The sequence below is a fragment of the Campylobacter sp. GB48 genome (genome assembly GCF_049221845.1).
GTDB lineage: Bacteria > Campylobacterota > Campylobacteria > Campylobacterales > Campylobacteraceae > Campylobacter_D > Campylobacter_D lari_C.
Genome location: NZ_JBMJAR010000015.1, coordinates 20,647 through 36,523, shown reverse-complemented (window position 1 = coordinate 36,523; position 15,877 = coordinate 20,647). Strand labels below are relative to the sequence as shown.

The 15,877-nt window shown below is 28.3% G+C and carries 21 protein-coding genes and 2 pseudogenes; 6 read left to right on the top strand and 17 right to left on the bottom strand.

What is annotated here, in order from left to right; genetic code table 11:
• The first annotated feature begins 55 nt into the window (after window positions 1–55).
• The 5 genes from ACOTVC_RS07440 (at window position 56) to ACOTVC_RS07420 (ending at window position 3,408) form a co-directional block, all read left to right on the top strand.
• On the top strand, window positions 56–1,759 hold the full coding sequence (locus tag ACOTVC_RS07440; RefSeq protein ID WP_421628178.1) for a P-loop NTPase fold protein: 1,704 nt from the start codon (window positions 56–58) through the stop codon (window positions 1,757–1,759).
• 77 nt (window positions 1,760–1,836) lie between these two features.
• Window positions 1,837–2,466, top strand: a complete 630-nt coding sequence (locus ACOTVC_RS07435; protein ID WP_257395617.1) for a S24 family peptidase — start codon at window positions 1,837–1,839, stop codon at window positions 2,464–2,466.
• A gap of 57 nt (window positions 2,467–2,523) precedes the next feature.
• Window positions 2,524–2,844, top strand: a complete 321-nt coding sequence (locus tag ACOTVC_RS07430) for a hypothetical protein (protein WP_421628177.1) — start codon at window positions 2,524–2,526, stop codon at window positions 2,842–2,844.
• Window positions 2,845–2,860: 16 nt separating this feature from the next.
• Entirely contained in the window at window positions 2,861–3,055 is a 195-nt protein-coding gene (locus ACOTVC_RS07425; protein WP_318529555.1) for a hypothetical protein, read from the top strand.
• A gap of 65 nt (window positions 3,056–3,120) precedes the next feature.
• The gene (locus ACOTVC_RS07420) at window positions 3,121–3,408 is read left to right on the top strand and encodes a hypothetical protein (RefSeq protein WP_421628175.1); all 288 of its coding nucleotides are present in this window, start codon (window positions 3,121–3,123) and stop codon (window positions 3,406–3,408) included.
• 37 nt (window positions 3,409–3,445) lie between these two features.
• Here ACOTVC_RS07420 and ACOTVC_RS07415 read toward each other — a convergent pair whose 3' ends face one another.
• The 3 genes from ACOTVC_RS07415 to ACOTVC_RS07405 form a co-directional block, all read right to left on the bottom strand.
• Window positions 3,446–4,258 carry a DNA adenine methylase gene (locus ACOTVC_RS07415; protein ID WP_421628173.1) on the bottom strand — a complete coding sequence of 271 codons (813 nt, stop codon included), beginning with the start codon at window positions 4,256–4,258 and terminating at the stop codon, window positions 3,446–3,448.
• 102 nt (window positions 4,259–4,360) lie between these two features.
• Window positions 4,361–4,849, bottom strand: a complete 489-nt coding sequence (locus ACOTVC_RS07410; protein ID WP_257906088.1) for a phage virion morphogenesis protein — start codon at window positions 4,847–4,849, stop codon at window positions 4,361–4,363.
• A 3-nt stretch (window positions 4,850–4,852) separates the two neighbouring features.
• Entirely contained in the window at window positions 4,853–7,054 is a 2,202-nt protein-coding gene (locus ACOTVC_RS07405; RefSeq protein WP_257905942.1) for a phage tail tape measure protein, read from the bottom strand.
• Window positions 7,055–7,095: 41 nt separating this feature from the next.
• Here ACOTVC_RS07405 and ACOTVC_RS07400 point away from each other — a divergent pair, with 41 nt between their 5' ends.
• Window positions 7,096–7,401, top strand: a complete 306-nt coding sequence (locus ACOTVC_RS07400; protein ID WP_147555786.1) for a hypothetical protein — start codon at window positions 7,096–7,098, stop codon at window positions 7,399–7,401.
• Between the two features lie 111 nt (window positions 7,402–7,512).
• On the opposite strand, the gene ACOTVC_RS07395 is transcribed toward ACOTVC_RS07400, so the two are convergent.
• From ACOTVC_RS07395 to ACOTVC_RS07330, 14 genes and pseudogenes are all read right to left on the bottom strand, one after another.
• Window positions 7,513–7,752: a phage tail assembly protein gene (locus ACOTVC_RS07395; RefSeq protein WP_263692842.1), complete on the bottom strand. Its 240-nt coding sequence runs from the start codon at window positions 7,750–7,752 to the stop codon at window positions 7,513–7,515.
• Window positions 7,753–7,793: 41 nt separating this feature from the next.
• Window positions 7,794–8,303, bottom strand: coding sequence for a phage major tail tube protein (locus tag ACOTVC_RS07390; RefSeq protein ID WP_421628172.1), 510 nt, complete (start codon window positions 8,301–8,303; stop codon window positions 7,794–7,796).
• A 2-nt stretch (window positions 8,304–8,305) separates the two neighbouring features.
• Window positions 8,306–9,496, bottom strand: a complete 1,191-nt coding sequence (locus ACOTVC_RS07385; RefSeq protein WP_421628170.1) for a phage tail sheath family protein — start codon at window positions 9,494–9,496, stop codon at window positions 8,306–8,308.
• Entirely contained in the window at window positions 9,496–10,212 is a 717-nt protein-coding gene (locus ACOTVC_RS07380; protein ID WP_257906085.1) for a hypothetical protein, read from the bottom strand. The genes ACOTVC_RS07385 and ACOTVC_RS07380 overlap by 1 nt, the downstream gene beginning before the upstream one ends.
• A gap of 10 nt (window positions 10,213–10,222) precedes the next feature.
• Complete coding sequence (locus tag ACOTVC_RS07375; RefSeq protein ID WP_043019808.1) at window positions 10,223–10,579, bottom strand: DUF1353 domain-containing protein; 357 nt, start codon at window positions 10,577–10,579, stop codon at window positions 10,223–10,225.
• Window positions 10,579–11,208 (bottom strand): hypothetical protein, encoded by a 630-nt coding sequence (locus ACOTVC_RS07370; protein ID WP_421628168.1) that lies wholly within the window; start codon window positions 11,206–11,208, stop codon window positions 10,579–10,581. The genes ACOTVC_RS07375 and ACOTVC_RS07370 overlap by 1 nt, the downstream gene beginning before the upstream one ends.
• A gap of 9 nt (window positions 11,209–11,217) precedes the next feature.
• Complete coding sequence (locus ACOTVC_RS07365; RefSeq protein WP_257906083.1) at window positions 11,218–12,219, bottom strand: hypothetical protein; 1,002 nt, start codon at window positions 12,217–12,219, stop codon at window positions 11,218–11,220.
• A 15-nt stretch (window positions 12,220–12,234) separates the two neighbouring features.
• Window positions 12,235–12,765: pseudogene (locus tag ACOTVC_RS07360) on the bottom strand (phage tail protein); the annotation flags it as partial.
• Window positions 12,762–13,370, bottom strand: coding sequence for a phage tail protein I (locus ACOTVC_RS07355; RefSeq protein ID WP_214136124.1), 609 nt, complete (start codon window positions 13,368–13,370; stop codon window positions 12,762–12,764). The gene ACOTVC_RS07355 and the pseudogene ACOTVC_RS07360, both read right to left, overlap by 4 nt.
• On the bottom strand, window positions 13,367–14,533 hold the full coding sequence (locus tag ACOTVC_RS07350; RefSeq protein ID WP_421628165.1) for a baseplate J/gp47 family protein: 1,167 nt from the start codon (window positions 14,531–14,533) through the stop codon (window positions 13,367–13,369). The genes ACOTVC_RS07355 and ACOTVC_RS07350 overlap by 4 nt, the downstream gene beginning before the upstream one ends.
• Window positions 14,530–14,820 (bottom strand): baseplate assembly protein W, encoded by a 291-nt coding sequence (locus tag ACOTVC_RS07345; protein WP_039663898.1) that lies wholly within the window; start codon window positions 14,818–14,820, stop codon window positions 14,530–14,532. Before ACOTVC_RS07345 ends, ACOTVC_RS07350 begins: the two co-directional genes overlap by 4 nt.
• Window positions 14,817–15,029 carry a hypothetical protein gene (locus ACOTVC_RS07340; protein WP_240386814.1) on the bottom strand — a complete coding sequence of 71 codons (213 nt, stop codon included), beginning with the start codon at window positions 15,027–15,029 and terminating at the stop codon, window positions 14,817–14,819. Before ACOTVC_RS07340 ends, ACOTVC_RS07345 begins: the two co-directional genes overlap by 4 nt.
• Before the next feature lie 98 nt (window positions 15,030–15,127).
• A pseudogene (locus ACOTVC_RS07335) lies at window positions 15,128–15,526 on the bottom strand (phage baseplate assembly protein V); the annotation flags it as partial.
• The gene (locus tag ACOTVC_RS07330) at window positions 15,523–15,837 is read right to left on the bottom strand and encodes a phage holin family protein (RefSeq protein WP_039663905.1); all 315 of its coding nucleotides are present in this window, start codon (window positions 15,835–15,837) and stop codon (window positions 15,523–15,525) included. The gene ACOTVC_RS07330 and the pseudogene ACOTVC_RS07335, both read right to left, overlap by 4 nt.
• Window positions 15,838–15,877 lie beyond the last annotated feature (40 nt).

Genomic DNA, 15,877 nt, shown 5'->3' with positions numbered 1-15,877 from the left:
TAAAACTTAAATATTTTTGTAAAATTATATAAATAATATTTTATAGGAATATATAATGAATAAGATTGATAATATTGCAAATTTTTTAGATAGCAACTCTAAAAAATGTTTAGCTATAAATGGGTCTTGGGGCATAGGTAAAACTTATTTATGGAAACAAGTTGAAAAGAAACTTTCTAAAGATAAAAAAGTTGTTTATATAGATCTTTTTGGCAAAGAAAGTTATAAGCAAATATTAGAAGAAATAGTTGTAAGCCTACATGGAGATTATAATAAAATTACCAAAACAACTTTTAAAGGTTTAGAAGGTTTGGTTAAAAGTATAAGTGGCGGCTTAATAGATATAGATAGTGATGCTATTTTTTCCTTTTTAAAAAAGGAAGACTTTGATAATATTATTGTGTGTTTCGATAATATAGAAAGAAGATCTGATAATCTTTCTTTGAAAGAAATTTTAGGACTTGTAAATTTACTTAAAGAAGAAAAAGAATGTAATGTTGTTGTGATTTTTCATGAGGAAGAATTAAAAGAACAAGATAACAATCTGGCTAAAAACAATAAAGAAAAACAGACTAAACAATACAATAGTAAAAACTGGTATCGAATATACAAAGAAAAGGTTATTGATTGTGAAATAACCATAAAAAACAATGATGAAGTAGCAAAAGCAATTATAAAAGATAAAGTAAATAAATATACTAAAATTACAGATGAGATAAGAAATATTATTGAAAATATTATTTTCGAAAGATATAAAGAACAATGCAATGGAAATCTAAGATTGCTATATCATGTGTTAGAGCATATAGATTATTTTAACAAGCATTGTTTTTTATTGTTTTGCAAGTATGAAAATAAAAAAACATTTTCAGATGCTCTAAAATTAAGTTATAAATCATTAATATCTAAAACTAAAAAATATCTTTCTATTAAAATAGAAAAAAATGACTTATCTTCAGATTATCATCTTTATGAAAAATACCTAAAAAATATGTTTTATTTAAGTAAAGAAGAAAAATACCAACTAAGACGTGATTTTTATCAAACTTTAAAAATTGATCTTTATTATAAACTTCAAAACTGCAAGATAGAATATTTAGTAGGTAATTTAAGTGATGAACAATTTGTAAAAGATATTGAGAATTCACTCCTAAAAATAGACTTTTATTCAAAAAATGGAATGACATATTATTCTTATGGTTTTTATCAAATTTTACTTTCAACCTACACACAAATTACAAATAAAAAATTAAGCAACATAGAAGAAAAAATCAATAAACACTATATAGAAGCTCTTGTTATGGAAGAATTAGAATTTGATTTTCGCGATGATTATAAATCAGATAAGAACCTATTAAAATTATTAGAAAACGAACAATGGAAAGATTATTATGAAGAAACTAAAGAAAAACTCAAAATAAGCAAGTATGAAAATATTAATGATTTTATCAATAGCTATGAAAATATAGAAAGTAGTTTTTATCCTGAAGCGATCAAGCAATATAATTTTTTTAAAAGAGAAGAATTAGTACAGCTATTTAAAAATAATAACGATTTTTGTAAGAAATTTTTTAATCATTTTTCTAAGAATATGGTTATAAATCATAAATTTGATGATGATTTAAATAATCATTTATTTCAAGCTTATTTAGATTTTTTAGATTTAGATGAAAATAAAATAAAAAAAAGTATTGTTTTAAAATATATAAATTCACAAAATAGCGTATTAAGAAAGTTACTAATAGAAAATAATCACTAGCTTTCAAAATAAAATCTTTTCATTGCTTTTTGCAATTTTTTGTTAAATTCTTTTAAATTAAAATAAAAGGATTGATCATGCAAATGCAAGAAGTAATTGAGAAGTTAAAAGACATACTTGCAAGTGAAGGTAAGCGTGAATTAAAAACAAAAGATATAGCTAAAGAATTAGGTATCCATCCAGACACTTTTAATTCTATGAAATTTAGAAACTCTATTCCTTATGCACATATTTTAAATTTCTTAGAAAAAAGAAATATTAGTATTAATTACTTCTTTTATGGAAGCTCTCCAAAAGATCAATTAGAATGTGAATACAAATATAAAATTTTAAAACTATATAAAACCAATGCTAGCTTAGGTGGAGGTGGTATTAATGATATTTTAGACTTTGAAAACATATTAATAGATCAAAAGATATTAGATTTTTTTAAAACAAAAGATTGTGAGCTTATTACTTGCTATGGTGAGAGTATGGAGCCAATTATCAAAGATAGAAGTATTTGCGTAATAGATAGAAATAAAACTTTTAAAAACAAAAGCATTTGTGTGGTCAATACTAAAGATGGACTTTTTATCAAACAAGTTTTAAAACAAGATAATGGAGTAATTTTACACTCTTTAAACCCTTTATATAAAGACATATTTTATAAAAATGGAGATTTTTTGCTAATTGGTGTGGTAGTTGGAGAGCTTTCTAAGATCTAACAGCACACAATAAGCTTTGCCAAGCTATTGTGCATTTAATCAACAAAAGGAGAAAAAATGAAAGAGATTAAAAACTATACTGATGAAGAATTAAAAGAAAAAATTATGCAGGATTTAGAAGATGAATTTAAATTTTTGTATAAAAGACTTTTAAAAGAAAAAGATTATCTAGCAAGAGATAATATCTTAGAGCTTATGAGCATTTATAATATGGGAATATATTCTTATTCTATTGCAAAAATACTTGAAATAAATGAAGATAAAACCATTATACAAGTGCCTTTATTTGAAAGATATATTATAGGTAGGAAATTTGTAGTTCAATACAATAGCAAAAAACAAAGATATGAATTAAAAAGCACTTTTTGTGAATTTTAAGGGGTTAAAAATGAGTATAAAATATCCAAATATAAAAGTTAAATTAATCGGAGAAGATGGTAATGCTTTTTCAATTTTAGCTAGAGTTGATAGTGCTTTAAAAAAAGCTAAAATACACAAAGATATTAGAGATGAGTTTTTTAAAGAAGCTACAAGTAAAGACTATAATCACTTATTAAATGTCGTATCAAGCTGGGTTAAAACGATATAATTTACAACAGCACACATTCAGCTAAGCCAAGCTAATGTTGTCTTATCAAAACAAAAGGAGATAAGATGAATAGAATAATATCAGATATAAGACAAGGTATTAGCAAAAGATTTGTAAATGCAATTTGCAATGCCAACAATGATGTTGTATTAGAGTATCTTAAAAATGGTATGAGTGCTACAAAAGAATGCATGGGCGAACAACCTATGTTTTATGCTATTAATCATAATAATTTTGGAGCTATTTTACTCCTATTAAAATACGGAGCTATTTTAGAAAAAGATTATCTAGAAGAATGCAAAGAAAATTTTAGAAAAGAAGCTTTAGATTTTTTAGCTTCTTTGTTTAAATAAAAGAGAATATTAAAAAAATATTCTTTTAACTTTATTTTTAAAAGTTCATTATTAAAACTTCCTTGCTCTCTTTTCTTTTTAAAACATTGTTATTTAAAGAATATCTTACTTTGAGCTCCTTAAAATTAAAATCTTTATAAAGTTCTCTTACAAGCTCACAATCATTATAAGAAAGCATAAATTTACCCTTGATGTTTTTTAATAACTCATTTAATAGTTTATGCTCTTTTATTCCAAAACCATTAGTGTTTTTATAATAATTTTCAGTCCCCACATAAGGTGGATCTAAATAAAACAAAGCTTCATTGTAATCATATTCTTTTAAAATATATTCAAAGCTTTTATTCTCAATACTAGCATGTTTAAGCCTTTGTGTGTGCAAGCTAAAATCTCTAAGTAATCTTTTTGGCGCTCTTTGTTTGCTCATAGCAAATTGACCCATGCTTGATCCAAAAGAAGTGTTTATAAGATAAAAATAAAAAGCAGCTCTTTCTATATCATTTCTTGGCTTTAATTCTTTATTTTTTATCATTGCAAATATCTTTCTACTTACTAACATAGAATTAAGCACATTTGCTAAGCTTTGTGGTTTATTTCTAATACAAAGATGTAGATTAATAAGCTCGTTATTTATATCATTAATAACTTCTATTTTTGAAGGACTTTTTTGATAAAAAACACTCAAAGCTCCACCAAAAACTTCTATATAAGTTTTATGCTCTGGCATTAAAGCAATGATTTCTTTAGCTAAATAGTTTTTACCACCCACCCAAGCAAATGCAGCTTTTAATTTAGTTTGTGTAGGTTTAGTTTGTGTGCTAGTTTTTAGAAATTTGTTTATAGTGTTCATAACAAATTCCTTTTAAAATAAAATTTAATTAGCTAGCTTCTAAAAAGAAGGTTATAATGCTTTTGCTAGTTTTTAGAAAGGAGAGCTTATGGCTTTCCTATTTTAGTTTTTGCTAATTTTTTTAATAAAATCTTTGGTATCTTCATAAATTGTTTCTCTTACGCTTTTATGCAAAACATTGTTATTATCTATTGGTAAAAAAGCTCTTGCTGGTATATTTTTATTTTTGCTACCATATTGATGAGTAAGTCCATATTTAAAACCTTTCTTACTTTGTATATTATTAAAAACTTCTACACTATTTTTACTAACTTTACTTTGCCAATTCGTTTCTTTGCTTAACTCACCATCTCTTTTTAAAATACCATTATTTTTTCCTTCTTTAATTTTTTGTTTTATTGTTGCTGGTTTTAAGCCTTGCCATTTTTGCCCAAAAATACTACGCTCATTTTTAAAAGAATCTATGATAGCATTTCTCATACTTTCTCCAGCACCTGCTAAAATGCTTTGCCCATGTTTATCCATATCTATTAATTTATCACAAGCCTTAAAAAAGTTTTCAAGTCCTTTAATCTCTATATAATCGCTCATAAATTACCCATAAATAGTAGTATTGATTTTATTTTGCTCTTGTTTTCTTAAAGCATCAAATATGCTTTTTTGTATAGCAGTAGCAAACTCTTTCATATTAAAATTACCATCTTTTGTGGCTATATTAAAAGTACCATTGACCGTTACATTGATACTGCCATTGTTAAAGCTTGGAGTAGAATTAATTGGCATTTGTTTGATACTTTTTGTTTCTAAAATTTCATTTGTTTGTGGTAATTCATCCCTATAAGTATTAATAATCTTTTCTTCACTTTGTTTATTGGTACTTACTTTAACTTCATCATCATTTAAACCAAAAAATCCTAAAACATCATTTATGAAATTTCCTACAGAAGCTATTGCTTCACTAATCCAAGAAAGTTTATCTCCAAACCACTCAAACATGCCACCAAAAATAGCATAAAAGAAGTCGCTTATTCCCTGCCAAATAGAATTAAAAATATTTACTATTGGATTAAATATTGGCTTCAACCATTCTATAAAAGAGGCAAACCAAATCTTAACTTTGTCCCAGTTAGCTATAATAACTCCTGCAGCAATGCCAATTGCAGCTAATGCAATACCAAGTGGACTAGTAAGCATTGTTATGGTTAAAATTTTAATACATCTTGCTACATATATAAAAGCTTTAGAAAGATTTGCTAGTACAAGATTTAATCCTATAACAGCTTTTTTATAAATAATCGCTGCAATCACACTAGCCATTAATCTAATTCTTACTAGTTTTAATGCAAGAGCTTTACCGATAAGTGATATTTTTGAAATATTACAAGAATTGGCAAAAGCTAAAAGATGAATTCTTGCTGCTATTAAGACATTCTTAAATAAAAGAGTGGAATCTTTAACATAGTTTTTAGCAAATGCATATGCTAATATTGCTGGTTTTGCAAGTAAAAAAGTAACGGTAGCTGTAGCTATAATTGTACTAAGTACTGGAAAATTTGAAAGTAAGGTATCTATGATATTAGTAACAAAGCTAAAGCCTAAAGCTACTGATTTAACTACAGGGAGCAAAGCATCTGAAAATTTAATTGCAATAGCAGTAATGTTATTGCCAAGTATTTTTAAAGCAGCAGCTGTTGTATCACACTTGTTAATTAATTCTTTATCCATAGACCCTTTTTTCTCTTCAGAGTTTGCCATTTTTAAGAGCTCTTGATAACGATCATAACCATTTACTAAAGTAGTCATAGCTCTGATTGTACCACTATCATTGCCAAAAATATTAGTTATTACTCCTATTTGGGATTCTTTGTTGAGTGTTTTTATGCGTGAAAGTAAAAGATTGATAGCTTCTTGAGAGTTTTCATTTAAAGCTTTTTTCATAAATTCACCACTAAGTCCTAATTGCATAAAAGCTTCTTCTGCTTTTTCTCCTAACGCATCTGCTGTAGAAAGTTTAGTAAGCATACTTGAAATTGCTGTTCCTGCAACTTCAGCAGGAATTTTCACTTCATCAAGGGTGGCCGCAAGTGCAGCCATATTTTCTCTTTGAAGTCCTACAAGATTGCCCATTCCACCAATTCTACTTATAATATCTACTATATTCTTAGCATCACTAGAACCTTTATCTGCTAAATAATTAATACTATCACCTAAATCTTTTATACCTTTTACATCAGTTTGCAAATTTGCCATAAGACCACCTATGGCCTCACCAGCCTCATCTGCTCCCATCTCGAAAGCAACTCCCATTGCAGTAGCTGTTTTTCCAAACTCAAGAGCTTCTTTACTAGCTAAACCTAACTTTCCTCCTTCGCTTACTATTTTTGCAATCTCTTCAGCACTCATTGGCAGCTTTTTGCTTAAATCTATAATATCTTGCTTGAAATCTTTTAAACTATGTCCCTCGCTAAGCTCTGTTACTTTTTTTACATCAGCCATTGCGCTTTCAAAATCAATTCCAACTTTTATACTTTTGCCAACAATCCCACTGCTTATTAAATTTCCTAAGGTAAAAATTTCATCTTGCAATCCTTTTCTTTGAGCTTTTAATTCTTCTCTTAGATTGCTATTTAATTTAAGGGTATCTAGTTGTTTTTGTAAGCCACTAATGCCGAGTTTGGTTTTTGCTGCTACTTTTTCTAAATTGCTAAAATCTTTAACTATTTTACCAACAGCACTTGCATTTTTAGTCACTAAACCTAAAACAACACCAATTCCAATACTTCCAGCATTTTCCACATTCAACCCTTTTTAAGTGTTTGTATTTTAAAATCTTTGCTATGAAAGTTTTAAAATTTATTAACGATGATACAATTTCGCACATTGCTTTATTATTAACAACACTTATACCTGCTTTTTTAATAAGTTATCAAAGTGCAAATGATGGTTTTTTTAATACAATAGCTATTTTTATCTTTTCTTATTTTATAGGCATTATCACAACCGCTATTTTAATGATGATTATGCCACCTATTGCACTTTTAATTGTTTTACCAACTTGGTGTTTAATTGCAGTTTTAGACTTTGTTTTATATGTAGCTTTAAAATTTTGTTCTTTTAAGAATAAAACAATTAAAAACTCTTAGTTTTTAACAACTCTTTTGCTATTTCTAAAGCTTTTTCAAATTCTTCCAAATCTAAATCTAACACCTCATTTAAACCCCAATTTAAACTATGGCTTATAAGAGCTACAGCTTCTAGGCTATAACTCCTGCTTCTTGCAAAAAATCTTTAAGAGCATTTTGCAAAACCATAAAATCTTTAAGATTTAATTCTTCTATGTCGCTTTCTTGTTTATTTGTAAGCGTAGCTATCATATAAATAGTTTGATCCATTTCTTTATCACTTTTACTGGTAGCATTTTTTAAAACACGCACATTAGGTGCTTTCATTTTTAACTCTTCGCCATTTTCAAGTTTAATTAGTTTTTCTTTCATCTTTTACTCCTTTTAATGTTTAAATTTAAATTAACCAGCATTTAAATAGTTAAATTAGAGCGTACACCACTCATTAAATCAATACCATTAATCATTAAAATAGTATTTTTATGATCATAAATAATAATTGGTGTTTTATTTCTTCTTTGTATATAAGAATGAACAGCCATTTTTACTTCAATTTCAACTTCTTTTCCGCTTTCATGATCACTTTCATTTAAACTTATAAACTCACCCATAATTTCAGCGCTAATTCCATGATTATCACCTCCTTGATGCACACTTTCTCTAAAAAGAATAGGTGCTTTAATAGCACTATAAGTTGTATGAAAAAATGCAGCATAAACTACTGGATCAACCACAGAAAGTTTAAAAGAGATTTCTAATGGTTTTAACACGCCACTACCATAATTTGCACTTAAAACTCCTTTTGTTTCTATCACTTCTTGCTCTATATCAGGAAGTTTTAGATTTCTAACTACTCCTAAGTAACCCTGACCATCTATATAAACATTACATTCTTGTATAACTTCCCCGATTCTTCTTTTCATTTTTACTCTCCTTGCATAGTTTTAATCAAATCATCACTCCATTCATCTGAGTATTTGAAGTTAATTGTTAGTTGTTTTACAATTGGGTTATTCATGATTTTTACTTTTAAGTAAAATTTACCAGCGCTAACATTGCTTGGAGTGTTTTTTTCCTCATCCCACTCTACATCATAACCAATTAAAACATTAGCACCTTTTAAATTTCTTAGCATTTCTTCAACACTAATCTTCACAAAATAAAGCTCACTAGCTTTTTTATCTATTGCTTTAAAAGAAGCCTTTTGAGCTGCTATGGCTATACGATCAAAAGTTCTTACTCTTGCTAAATCTTGCCATATGGTATCTTCATCGCTGCTTTCACCACCCCAAGTTCTAAAGCCTTCATAAAGAATACAAGTTGAAATATGAGCATTTCTTAATCTCTCTGCATCACAATCTTCACCCATAATAAATTCCACAAAATGCTCACTCCCAGTTACTCCATTCATAACTCTATTGGAGTAAGAATCACTAAAGCCATATTCTTTGTCTCCATCAGTATGTGCTATCATTGCTGCTATGATTGGACTTTGAGGAACATAGGTGTATTTTCCTTGGGTATTTAAAATTTGTACCCAAGGCCAAGCTGCAACTAATCTTTTTGAGCTAAAACTTTCCATAACATTAATAGCTTCTCCAGCATTATTTGCATATAAATCTACTATAGCTGTAATATTCATAGCCTCTGCTACGCTTTGAAGTTTAGCTTTTATACCTGCTTCATGAGAATAATAAGGAGCAATGATTAAATCAGGAGCAAAGCCTGTGCGATGCTTTGCTTTTTTAAACATTTCTATCGCTTCACTTGCATTTGTTAAAGTGTTTTCATCCTCTGTATCTTTTTCAAAAAAACTAATGATAATCACATTAGAAACATTTTGTAAATTAATGCATTCTAAAGTGTCTAAGAGTCTAAAATCTTGTAAATTATGCTCTTTAATCAAATCACTTACAAACTCTTTTGCTTTGTTTGCATTGGAAAAAGCAAAAATTGGCATAGTTTGGGTGCTTTCATATCCAGCCTTAGTATAAATCATATCTTTACTTGCACCCTCAATCACTCCAGCTATACCTATAGGTGTATCACTTTGTATAGCTATAGGACTTGCTGCACCATTTTCTATAGTAAAATTAACTCCATAATTAGCTGCCATTATTTAACTCCTTTTTTTAATTCTTTTGATTTTGTGCTTAAAGTGTTAGCTGCATTATTAAAATCATATAATTCTTGAAAATCTGAGTTTAAATCTTCTTGTAAGAATGTATAAGAAATAACGCATTTTGATATGACTTGCTCATTTTCATCAATTAAATCTAAAGTGATAAAAATCTTATCAATATATAAAGCTTGCTCAATAGAACTTAGAGTGTTTTCTTTTAAAATTTTATAATCTAATTCTGCTTTAAATATTGCGCTTTTTTCATTGATTAACACAGCGCTTGCTTCTTTTGGATTTAACTTTCCAAGATACTCATAAGATCCTTGAGTATTAGCACTAATGCTAAAATTTTTTCCATTATCTGCAAAAATAGTAACTAAAGATATTTTTGCTTTTTTTGCATTATTTGGAAAGCTTTTAATTGTAAATTTTTCAAAATAAGCCAAAGAGCTTGCTTGAAACTCTATTTTTTCTTTAAAAGTAAAAATAGGATTTTCTTTTAAAGAATGTCTATAAAAAAGCTTTTTACCTTCTACTTTAAGCTCTATGTTTAAAGCATTTTTGCCATTTAAACCATCTTTAGTATGACTTAGTTTTTCATTTATAAGTTTTTCTATAAATTCTTTATCAATTACTTCTGGTTTTTGAATTGGAGGTTTTATTAAGCCACCTTGCCCATCTTCTGGTATATAAGAAATGCCATAATCCATTTAAACTCCTTTAAATACCTTTTAAAAAGCATTTAATTGCATGAAAGCTATTGCACGCATGATAAAAAATAAAAGTTTTAACACTAGAACATCCTAAGGCTTGCATAGCTTCTTTTAAAGCTAAATCTGCTAATTTATAATCATTTCTAGAATTAGCTCTTTCACATAAATAATCATGCACAACAACTGCACTTAAATATTCAGGTGAGTTTGGTGGAAAAATACTCCAAAAAATTCTAGGAATATTTGCTCCATTGCTTGTAAAATTAGCAGGGATTTTTCCTTTAAAGCTTTTTAAACTAAACTCATAATCTTGCACAAGTATAAATCTATCTTTGCTAAATGGTTTTAAAATTACTTTTTTCATCATTCCTCCCAAACAATAGCTTCTAAATCTTGCTCAGATTTAGCTTGTTCTATTCTTTCTTTTAAGATGTTTGCTTTAAAGGTAATTTCTTGGGTATGATAAGCCACCATTGAAGCAAATTTTAAAAAATCTTGTGGTGTAAAAGTTACTTTTTCATCATTTATATCAATCCAAATGATTTCAGAGATTGAGTTAGTCCCACTTTGCATATCAAGCATTAAATTAGTTACAGCTCCATTGATGTTGAGTTTGTCTTTTTCTCTTGTTTGGAAAGTATGCTCATTATAAACAAGTCCGCTTTCTAAAGCCTCATCTCTTTTAGTTTGAATTTCATGTTTTTTCTTTTCTTTTAAAACATTTAATTTTTCATCTTCTTGTGAAATTGCTAGTAAGTATTCAAAATACAAATTCTCATTTTTATTTGCTAGACAGTATTCTTTTACTGCTTTAGTGCCATTTTCAATTTCTTCGGGTGTGATATCATCTTGATATTGACTAAACCCATTAGTTTCAGTATAAGTAAGCTCTCTATTCACATTAGCTATGGTTCTATTTGTTTCCAAACAATCATTTATTACTTCTAAAATTAATTTTTCGTATCTTGTTCCTATTTCTTTAATTACTATCATAAAAACTCCTTATATATTTATATAGCCACCATCTGCAGTTAAAACACCCTTAGTTATATTTGATGCTCTATTATTATTTAACTCTTTAATGCCCCTAACAACAACAAATCCTTCAGCTATATAGGCAAAATTTAATGTTATATTTGAAACTATTTGTAATTTTCTTACAATAGACACAAAACCACCTCTAGTTATAAGTACAGAACTACAAAAACTATTTTCTGTATTAAAAAAAGTTTCTATATTTCCTATCTCAATATTACTATTAACGTTATAGATTGGATTAAATTGTCTATTTCCTGTATAATTAGATTTTACATTGCCTAAAATAGCTACAGAAGACCAAAAAGTTAATCCCTGTATTGTTAAATTGTTAGTATCTTCGGTAATAATGTTAACTTCAATATTTTCTATATTAATATTGCAATTTCTAAAATCAGTAATTCCAACATATTTTTCATAATTTATAGTTCTATTAATCAAAAGGTTTTTAATATATACATTGCAATTGATAATATTACTATAACCTTTAAAGTATATACTTTCAGAAAAATACAAATTGCTATTTACAGCATTTAATATGATATTTAAGCCTATCAAGTCACATAAGTTAGAATTTTTGACATTAAAGGTAAAAGAACCTTCCATGCTACCTTCTAATAAAACCCTCACATAACTTAAATTTACGTTATTTAAAATTATATTTAGTGGTCCTTGGTATCCAGGTTTTATAGTTATAGTAATAAAAAAGTTTTTTATTGTTTGATATTTACTAGCTTCATCTAGTGCTTTTTGTAAAGTATTAAAGTTAGTATCACTTTCAGCCTTACTGCTTACTGTCCAAGATAGATTTTGTATTAATAGTTTCGCCTTAGCCTCCAAGCTTTCTTGAATACCTGCAATATCACCTTCGTTTTTTTCAAATTTATCCATCAATGCATCAGCTCTATTTATGACTTCTCCCATATTGTGAGCTAATTCATCTATTTTTGAACTCATATCAACACTCATTTATTCTCCTTTGATTTTGTCTATTTTTTCATTAAAAATTTTTAAGATAGCATTAGAATTACTTGTTATAGGCAATAAGAGATTTATTTTCATACTATCAACATAATCTTTACTTGCTAAAGCCATACTCTTATCAAGTTCTAAGATCACATCTTTAGTATTGGAAAGCTCCATTATGATTTTAAAGATAATCTCTTTAGCAGCACCTTCTTCTAAAAGTGGCTTATAGGTTCTTGGGACATTTCCTATAGCGATTAAATCATTTTCATTATCATATATACCTATAGCATTAATCTCAAATCCACCTTCATTTGCACCTATAATGCATTCTAAAATCAAATGATGATCATTTTTTTCATCCACATATTTAGAATTAATATTTGCTTCATACACAATCTCCTCTAGACTTTGCATCTCTTCTTTAGGAATGATAATTTTTGAAGAGGCTTTAAATTTAGAAAGAACTATAGCTTTTCCACTAGCTCTTGCATCGATAATTTTTGCTATACCTATTTTTGTGAGTATGGTGTAAAATTCACTATTCATAAAACAACTCCACTTTGTATATTTTTCTCACTAATAAAAACAGCTATTGCGTTAAAAGAAGAAAGCTTTGCTTGTCTTTGTCTTACTCTAAGCGGTAAAACACTTATATTTTCTATTGTAAAATTGGCACTAGCATTGTATTTATCACAATTACTTTGCACTTGTAACTCTATGCTTTCTAAAACACTACGCACATTTTTATACTCATAAATAAGTTTTTCAAGCTGTTTAAAAGTGTTTTCATCAAAAGGTTTATGAGAACTAGTTACTTTTACTTTAAAATGATAAGGCTTACCATCATAATTAAACCATTCTTCTACTAAAGCTGTATCAAATACTGCTTTTAAGCTTTCTTTTATGGCATAGGTAGTTCCTGCATGTCTTTTAAGCATTAAAGCTTTGCTTAAAAGCGCTCTTGCTTCTTTTTGGCTTAAACCATCAATACTTACATCATAAGCATTTGCTAAAATTGGCAATAATCTTTCATCACAATGCTGTGCTAAATTTGTGATACTAGCTAAATTTAAATCTTCAAATCTTGCCTTTGCACTTAAATCAATAGCTTTGCTTTGTTTTGGGTGGTGGTTTAAAACTAAGTTACTCATAATATAGCCTTTTCATAGCTAAGTTCAAAGCTAATTTTTGCAAACTCATCATCAGCTATTAATATATTTTCCAAAGGTAAGTCTTTTAATTCTTGCTCTTCTTCATTTGTATTTTTTTCTTTAATGCTTAAAATTTCACTCTTATAAACCCCATCTTGATGTAAGCATTTATAAATAAATCCCAGTGCTAAATCTACACTTAAATCAAAATCACTTTGTAAGGCATTGATTTTTTCGCTAATTTCATTAGCACGACTTAATTCTAAAAGCAAAAGTTTAGCTTCTATAATAAACTCTCTTTTCTTAGCCAATTCCACACTTACTTCATCAGTTAAAGGTCTTCTTTCATCTGCGCTTAAATACTCTTTAACCACATCAACACTTGTTTCATCTTCACTTTTAATAATAACTCTTACTTTTCCAGCTCCATTATTTAAAGCTTTAATAGAAGCTACCTTAGCACTTGCACTTAGGGCATGGTAGATATATCCTTTTTCACTTCCTGCTGTTGAAAATCTATGCACACTCATTACAGCTCTTTCTCTTAAGGCTTCATCACTTTCTTCACTTGCTCCACCACTAAAACTTTCAAGTTGTTTTATTTTAGTTACAAAAGGAAGTGGAGTTTGCAAAAACTCGGTTTTACTTTCTTTACTTTGCACAAACTCATCAAGTTCTAAAATACCTTGTGCTTTGTTTTGTCCTTTTTTGATTATCACTTCTTCTTTTAAGGTAGCAATATCAGCATTTTCATTGGAAAAAATCGCACCCTTTGGAATGATTACATCATAAGTAAGAAAAGTATTTAATTCAAACTCTACTTTGGCTGTTGGTTTAACTCCTTTAAGCCTTTGTATCAAATAGCCATTTGCTACTACATTATCTAAATCACTTCCACTAGCATAGTGCAAATATGTAGCTTTTATTGCTTCATTAATTCTTGCTCTAATTATCATTTCTCTATAAGCAAGTGCTTCTAATACAGCCTTAAAAGGATCTGATTCTAAAAGCTCTACATTTTCATTTAAAAAGCTTTTAAAAAGCTCTTCAAGATCTTTTAAAATATTTTCAAAATCAAGCTCTTCTATGATTTTTGGATAAGGAATATCTTTTAAAAAGCTTTGTTTAAAGTATGCATTATTAGCGTTTAAAATTTCACTCATTTACTAAGCTCCACTTTTAAATCCTGATAATTTTCAAAAAGCAAGGTAATGTTTAATTTATTATCTTTGCATTCATTCAAACGCACACCTTTTAACCTTACTCTTTTTTCCCACTTTGAAATAGCCTCTGCTGTATATCTAGTAAGTTTGATTTTAAAATCATCATCAATTTTTCTATCTATTAGTGTATAAAGCAAAGAACCATACTCAGGTCTCATTACTCTTGAACCCAAAGGAGTGATTAAAATGTCTTTAACACTTTCTTCAATGCTAACCATAAATTTCATTCTATACTCCACTTACCACCATCTGCTGTGTCAATTGCTTTGGCATTTTCTTTAATTTCTTCTACAATAGCTGCAGCTAAGGCTCTTAAAAACGGCATAGAATATCTTCTATATCCCCTGCCATTATCTTCATCTTCTACTCTTAAGTAACCTTGATCTTGTAAATGTTTTTCCATTTTTAAAACTAAAGAGCCTTGTGAAATTGCCATTAGATTTTACTCCTTGTATTGCCTGAGCCATGTGGATGTGGGCTTCCCGTAAAAGCACAAATGCATTCAGTAGTTACCACACCTTTACCACCAAGTCCTAAATCAATACTAGGACTATCAACTAAAACTTTTTCTGCTTTAATATGTGCATTAATACAAGTAATATTTATATCTTTAGTTACATCAAGCTTTAAAGTGCTACTCTTAGAGTTATATTCTAGGTGTGTTCCATCTTCAAAGTCTATATTAAAAGTATTAGTATCTGTGTTTTTTGCTTTGTGTTTTTCTTGATAAAGCCCACGCAAAATTACACCTGAATTTAAATCCCCGCGCACAGGCATTACTAAAACTTGTTCTCCTATTCTTAAAGGTGAAAAGCTCACTGCGTAAGAATTTGAAAAAGCTTGAAAAACACTTAAAAAATCAGTTACCATTTCTCCAATAGCAACTTTTGCTTTGTTGTCTTTAATGTCGCAAATGATGCCAAGCTCATTCATAGTTTTTCTACTTTCTTGCTTATTATTTTTTCTACAAGCTGTTCTATTTTAAGTAATGCATCTGTTCCCATGTAAGCTGCAAATCCACCCATAGCAACACTTAATTTGATACCAAAATTCAAATAACTTACAATTTCAAAAACTAAGTAAGCTACAAACATAGATCCAAGCATACCTTTTAAAAAGAGTATAAACTTGCCTTTTATGTTAAGCTCTTTGCTTAGCTTGTTTTTCGTTACTATTCCTACAAGTCCTGCTATAAAGCTTACTATCATTAAAACTATATATACAAAAATATCTTCTAACTTCATGTGCTAGTTCCTTGTAAGAATTTCAATCAAATAAAATAAA

Coding starts and splice junctions, on each gene's coding strand:
- ACOTVC_RS07440 (WP_421628178.1), top strand. CDS start 56: ATGAATAAGATTGATAATATTGCAAATTTTTTAGATAGCAACTCTAAA.
- ACOTVC_RS07435 (WP_257395617.1), top strand. CDS start 1,837: ATGCAAATGCAAGAAGTAATTGAGAAGTTAAAAGACATACTTGCAAGT.
- ACOTVC_RS07430 (WP_421628177.1), top strand. CDS start 2,524: ATGAAAGAGATTAAAAACTATACTGATGAAGAATTAAAAGAAAAAATT.
- ACOTVC_RS07420 (WP_421628175.1), top strand. CDS start 3,121: ATGAATAGAATAATATCAGATATAAGACAAGGTATTAGCAAAAGATTT.
- ACOTVC_RS07415 (WP_421628173.1), bottom strand. CDS start 4,258: ATGAACACTATAAACAAATTTCTAAAAACTAGCACACAAACTAAACCT.
- ACOTVC_RS07410 (WP_257906088.1), bottom strand. CDS start 4,849: ATGAGCGATTATATAGAGATTAAAGGACTTGAAAACTTTTTTAAGGCT.
- ACOTVC_RS07400 (WP_147555786.1), top strand. CDS start 7,096: ATGAAAGTTTTAAAATTTATTAACGATGATACAATTTCGCACATTGCT.
- ACOTVC_RS07395 (WP_263692842.1), bottom strand. CDS start 7,752: ATGAAAGAAAAACTAATTAAACTTGAAAATGGCGAAGAGTTAAAAATG.
- ACOTVC_RS07390 (WP_421628172.1), bottom strand. CDS start 8,303: ATGAAAAGAAGAATCGGGGAAGTTATACAAGAATGTAATGTTTATATA.
- ACOTVC_RS07385 (WP_421628170.1), bottom strand. CDS start 9,496: ATGGCAGCTAATTATGGAGTTAATTTTACTATAGAAAATGGTGCAGCA.
- ACOTVC_RS07380 (WP_257906085.1), bottom strand. CDS start 10,212: ATGGATTATGGCATTTCTTATATACCAGAAGATGGGCAAGGTGGCTTA.
- ACOTVC_RS07375 (WP_043019808.1), bottom strand. CDS start 10,579: ATGAAAAAAGTAATTTTAAAACCATTTAGCAAAGATAGATTTATACTT.
- ACOTVC_RS07370 (WP_421628168.1), bottom strand. CDS start 11,208: ATGATAGTAATTAAAGAAATAGGAACAAGATACGAAAAATTAATTTTA.
- ACOTVC_RS07365 (WP_257906083.1), bottom strand. CDS start 12,219: ATGAGTGTTGATATGAGTTCAAAAATAGATGAATTAGCTCACAATATG.
- ACOTVC_RS07355 (WP_214136124.1), bottom strand. CDS start 13,370: ATGAGTAACTTAGTTTTAAACCACCACCCAAAACAAAGCAAAGCTATT.
- ACOTVC_RS07350 (WP_421628165.1), bottom strand. CDS start 14,533: ATGAGTGAAATTTTAAACGCTAATAATGCATACTTTAAACAAAGCTTT.
- ACOTVC_RS07345 (WP_039663898.1), bottom strand. CDS start 14,820: ATGAAATTTATGGTTAGCATTGAAGAAAGTGTTAAAGACATTTTAATC.
- ACOTVC_RS07340 (WP_240386814.1), bottom strand. CDS start 15,029: ATGGCAATTTCACAAGGCTCTTTAGTTTTAAAAATGGAAAAACATTTA.
- ACOTVC_RS07330 (WP_039663905.1), bottom strand. CDS start 15,837: ATGAAGTTAGAAGATATTTTTGTATATATAGTTTTAATGATAGTAAGC.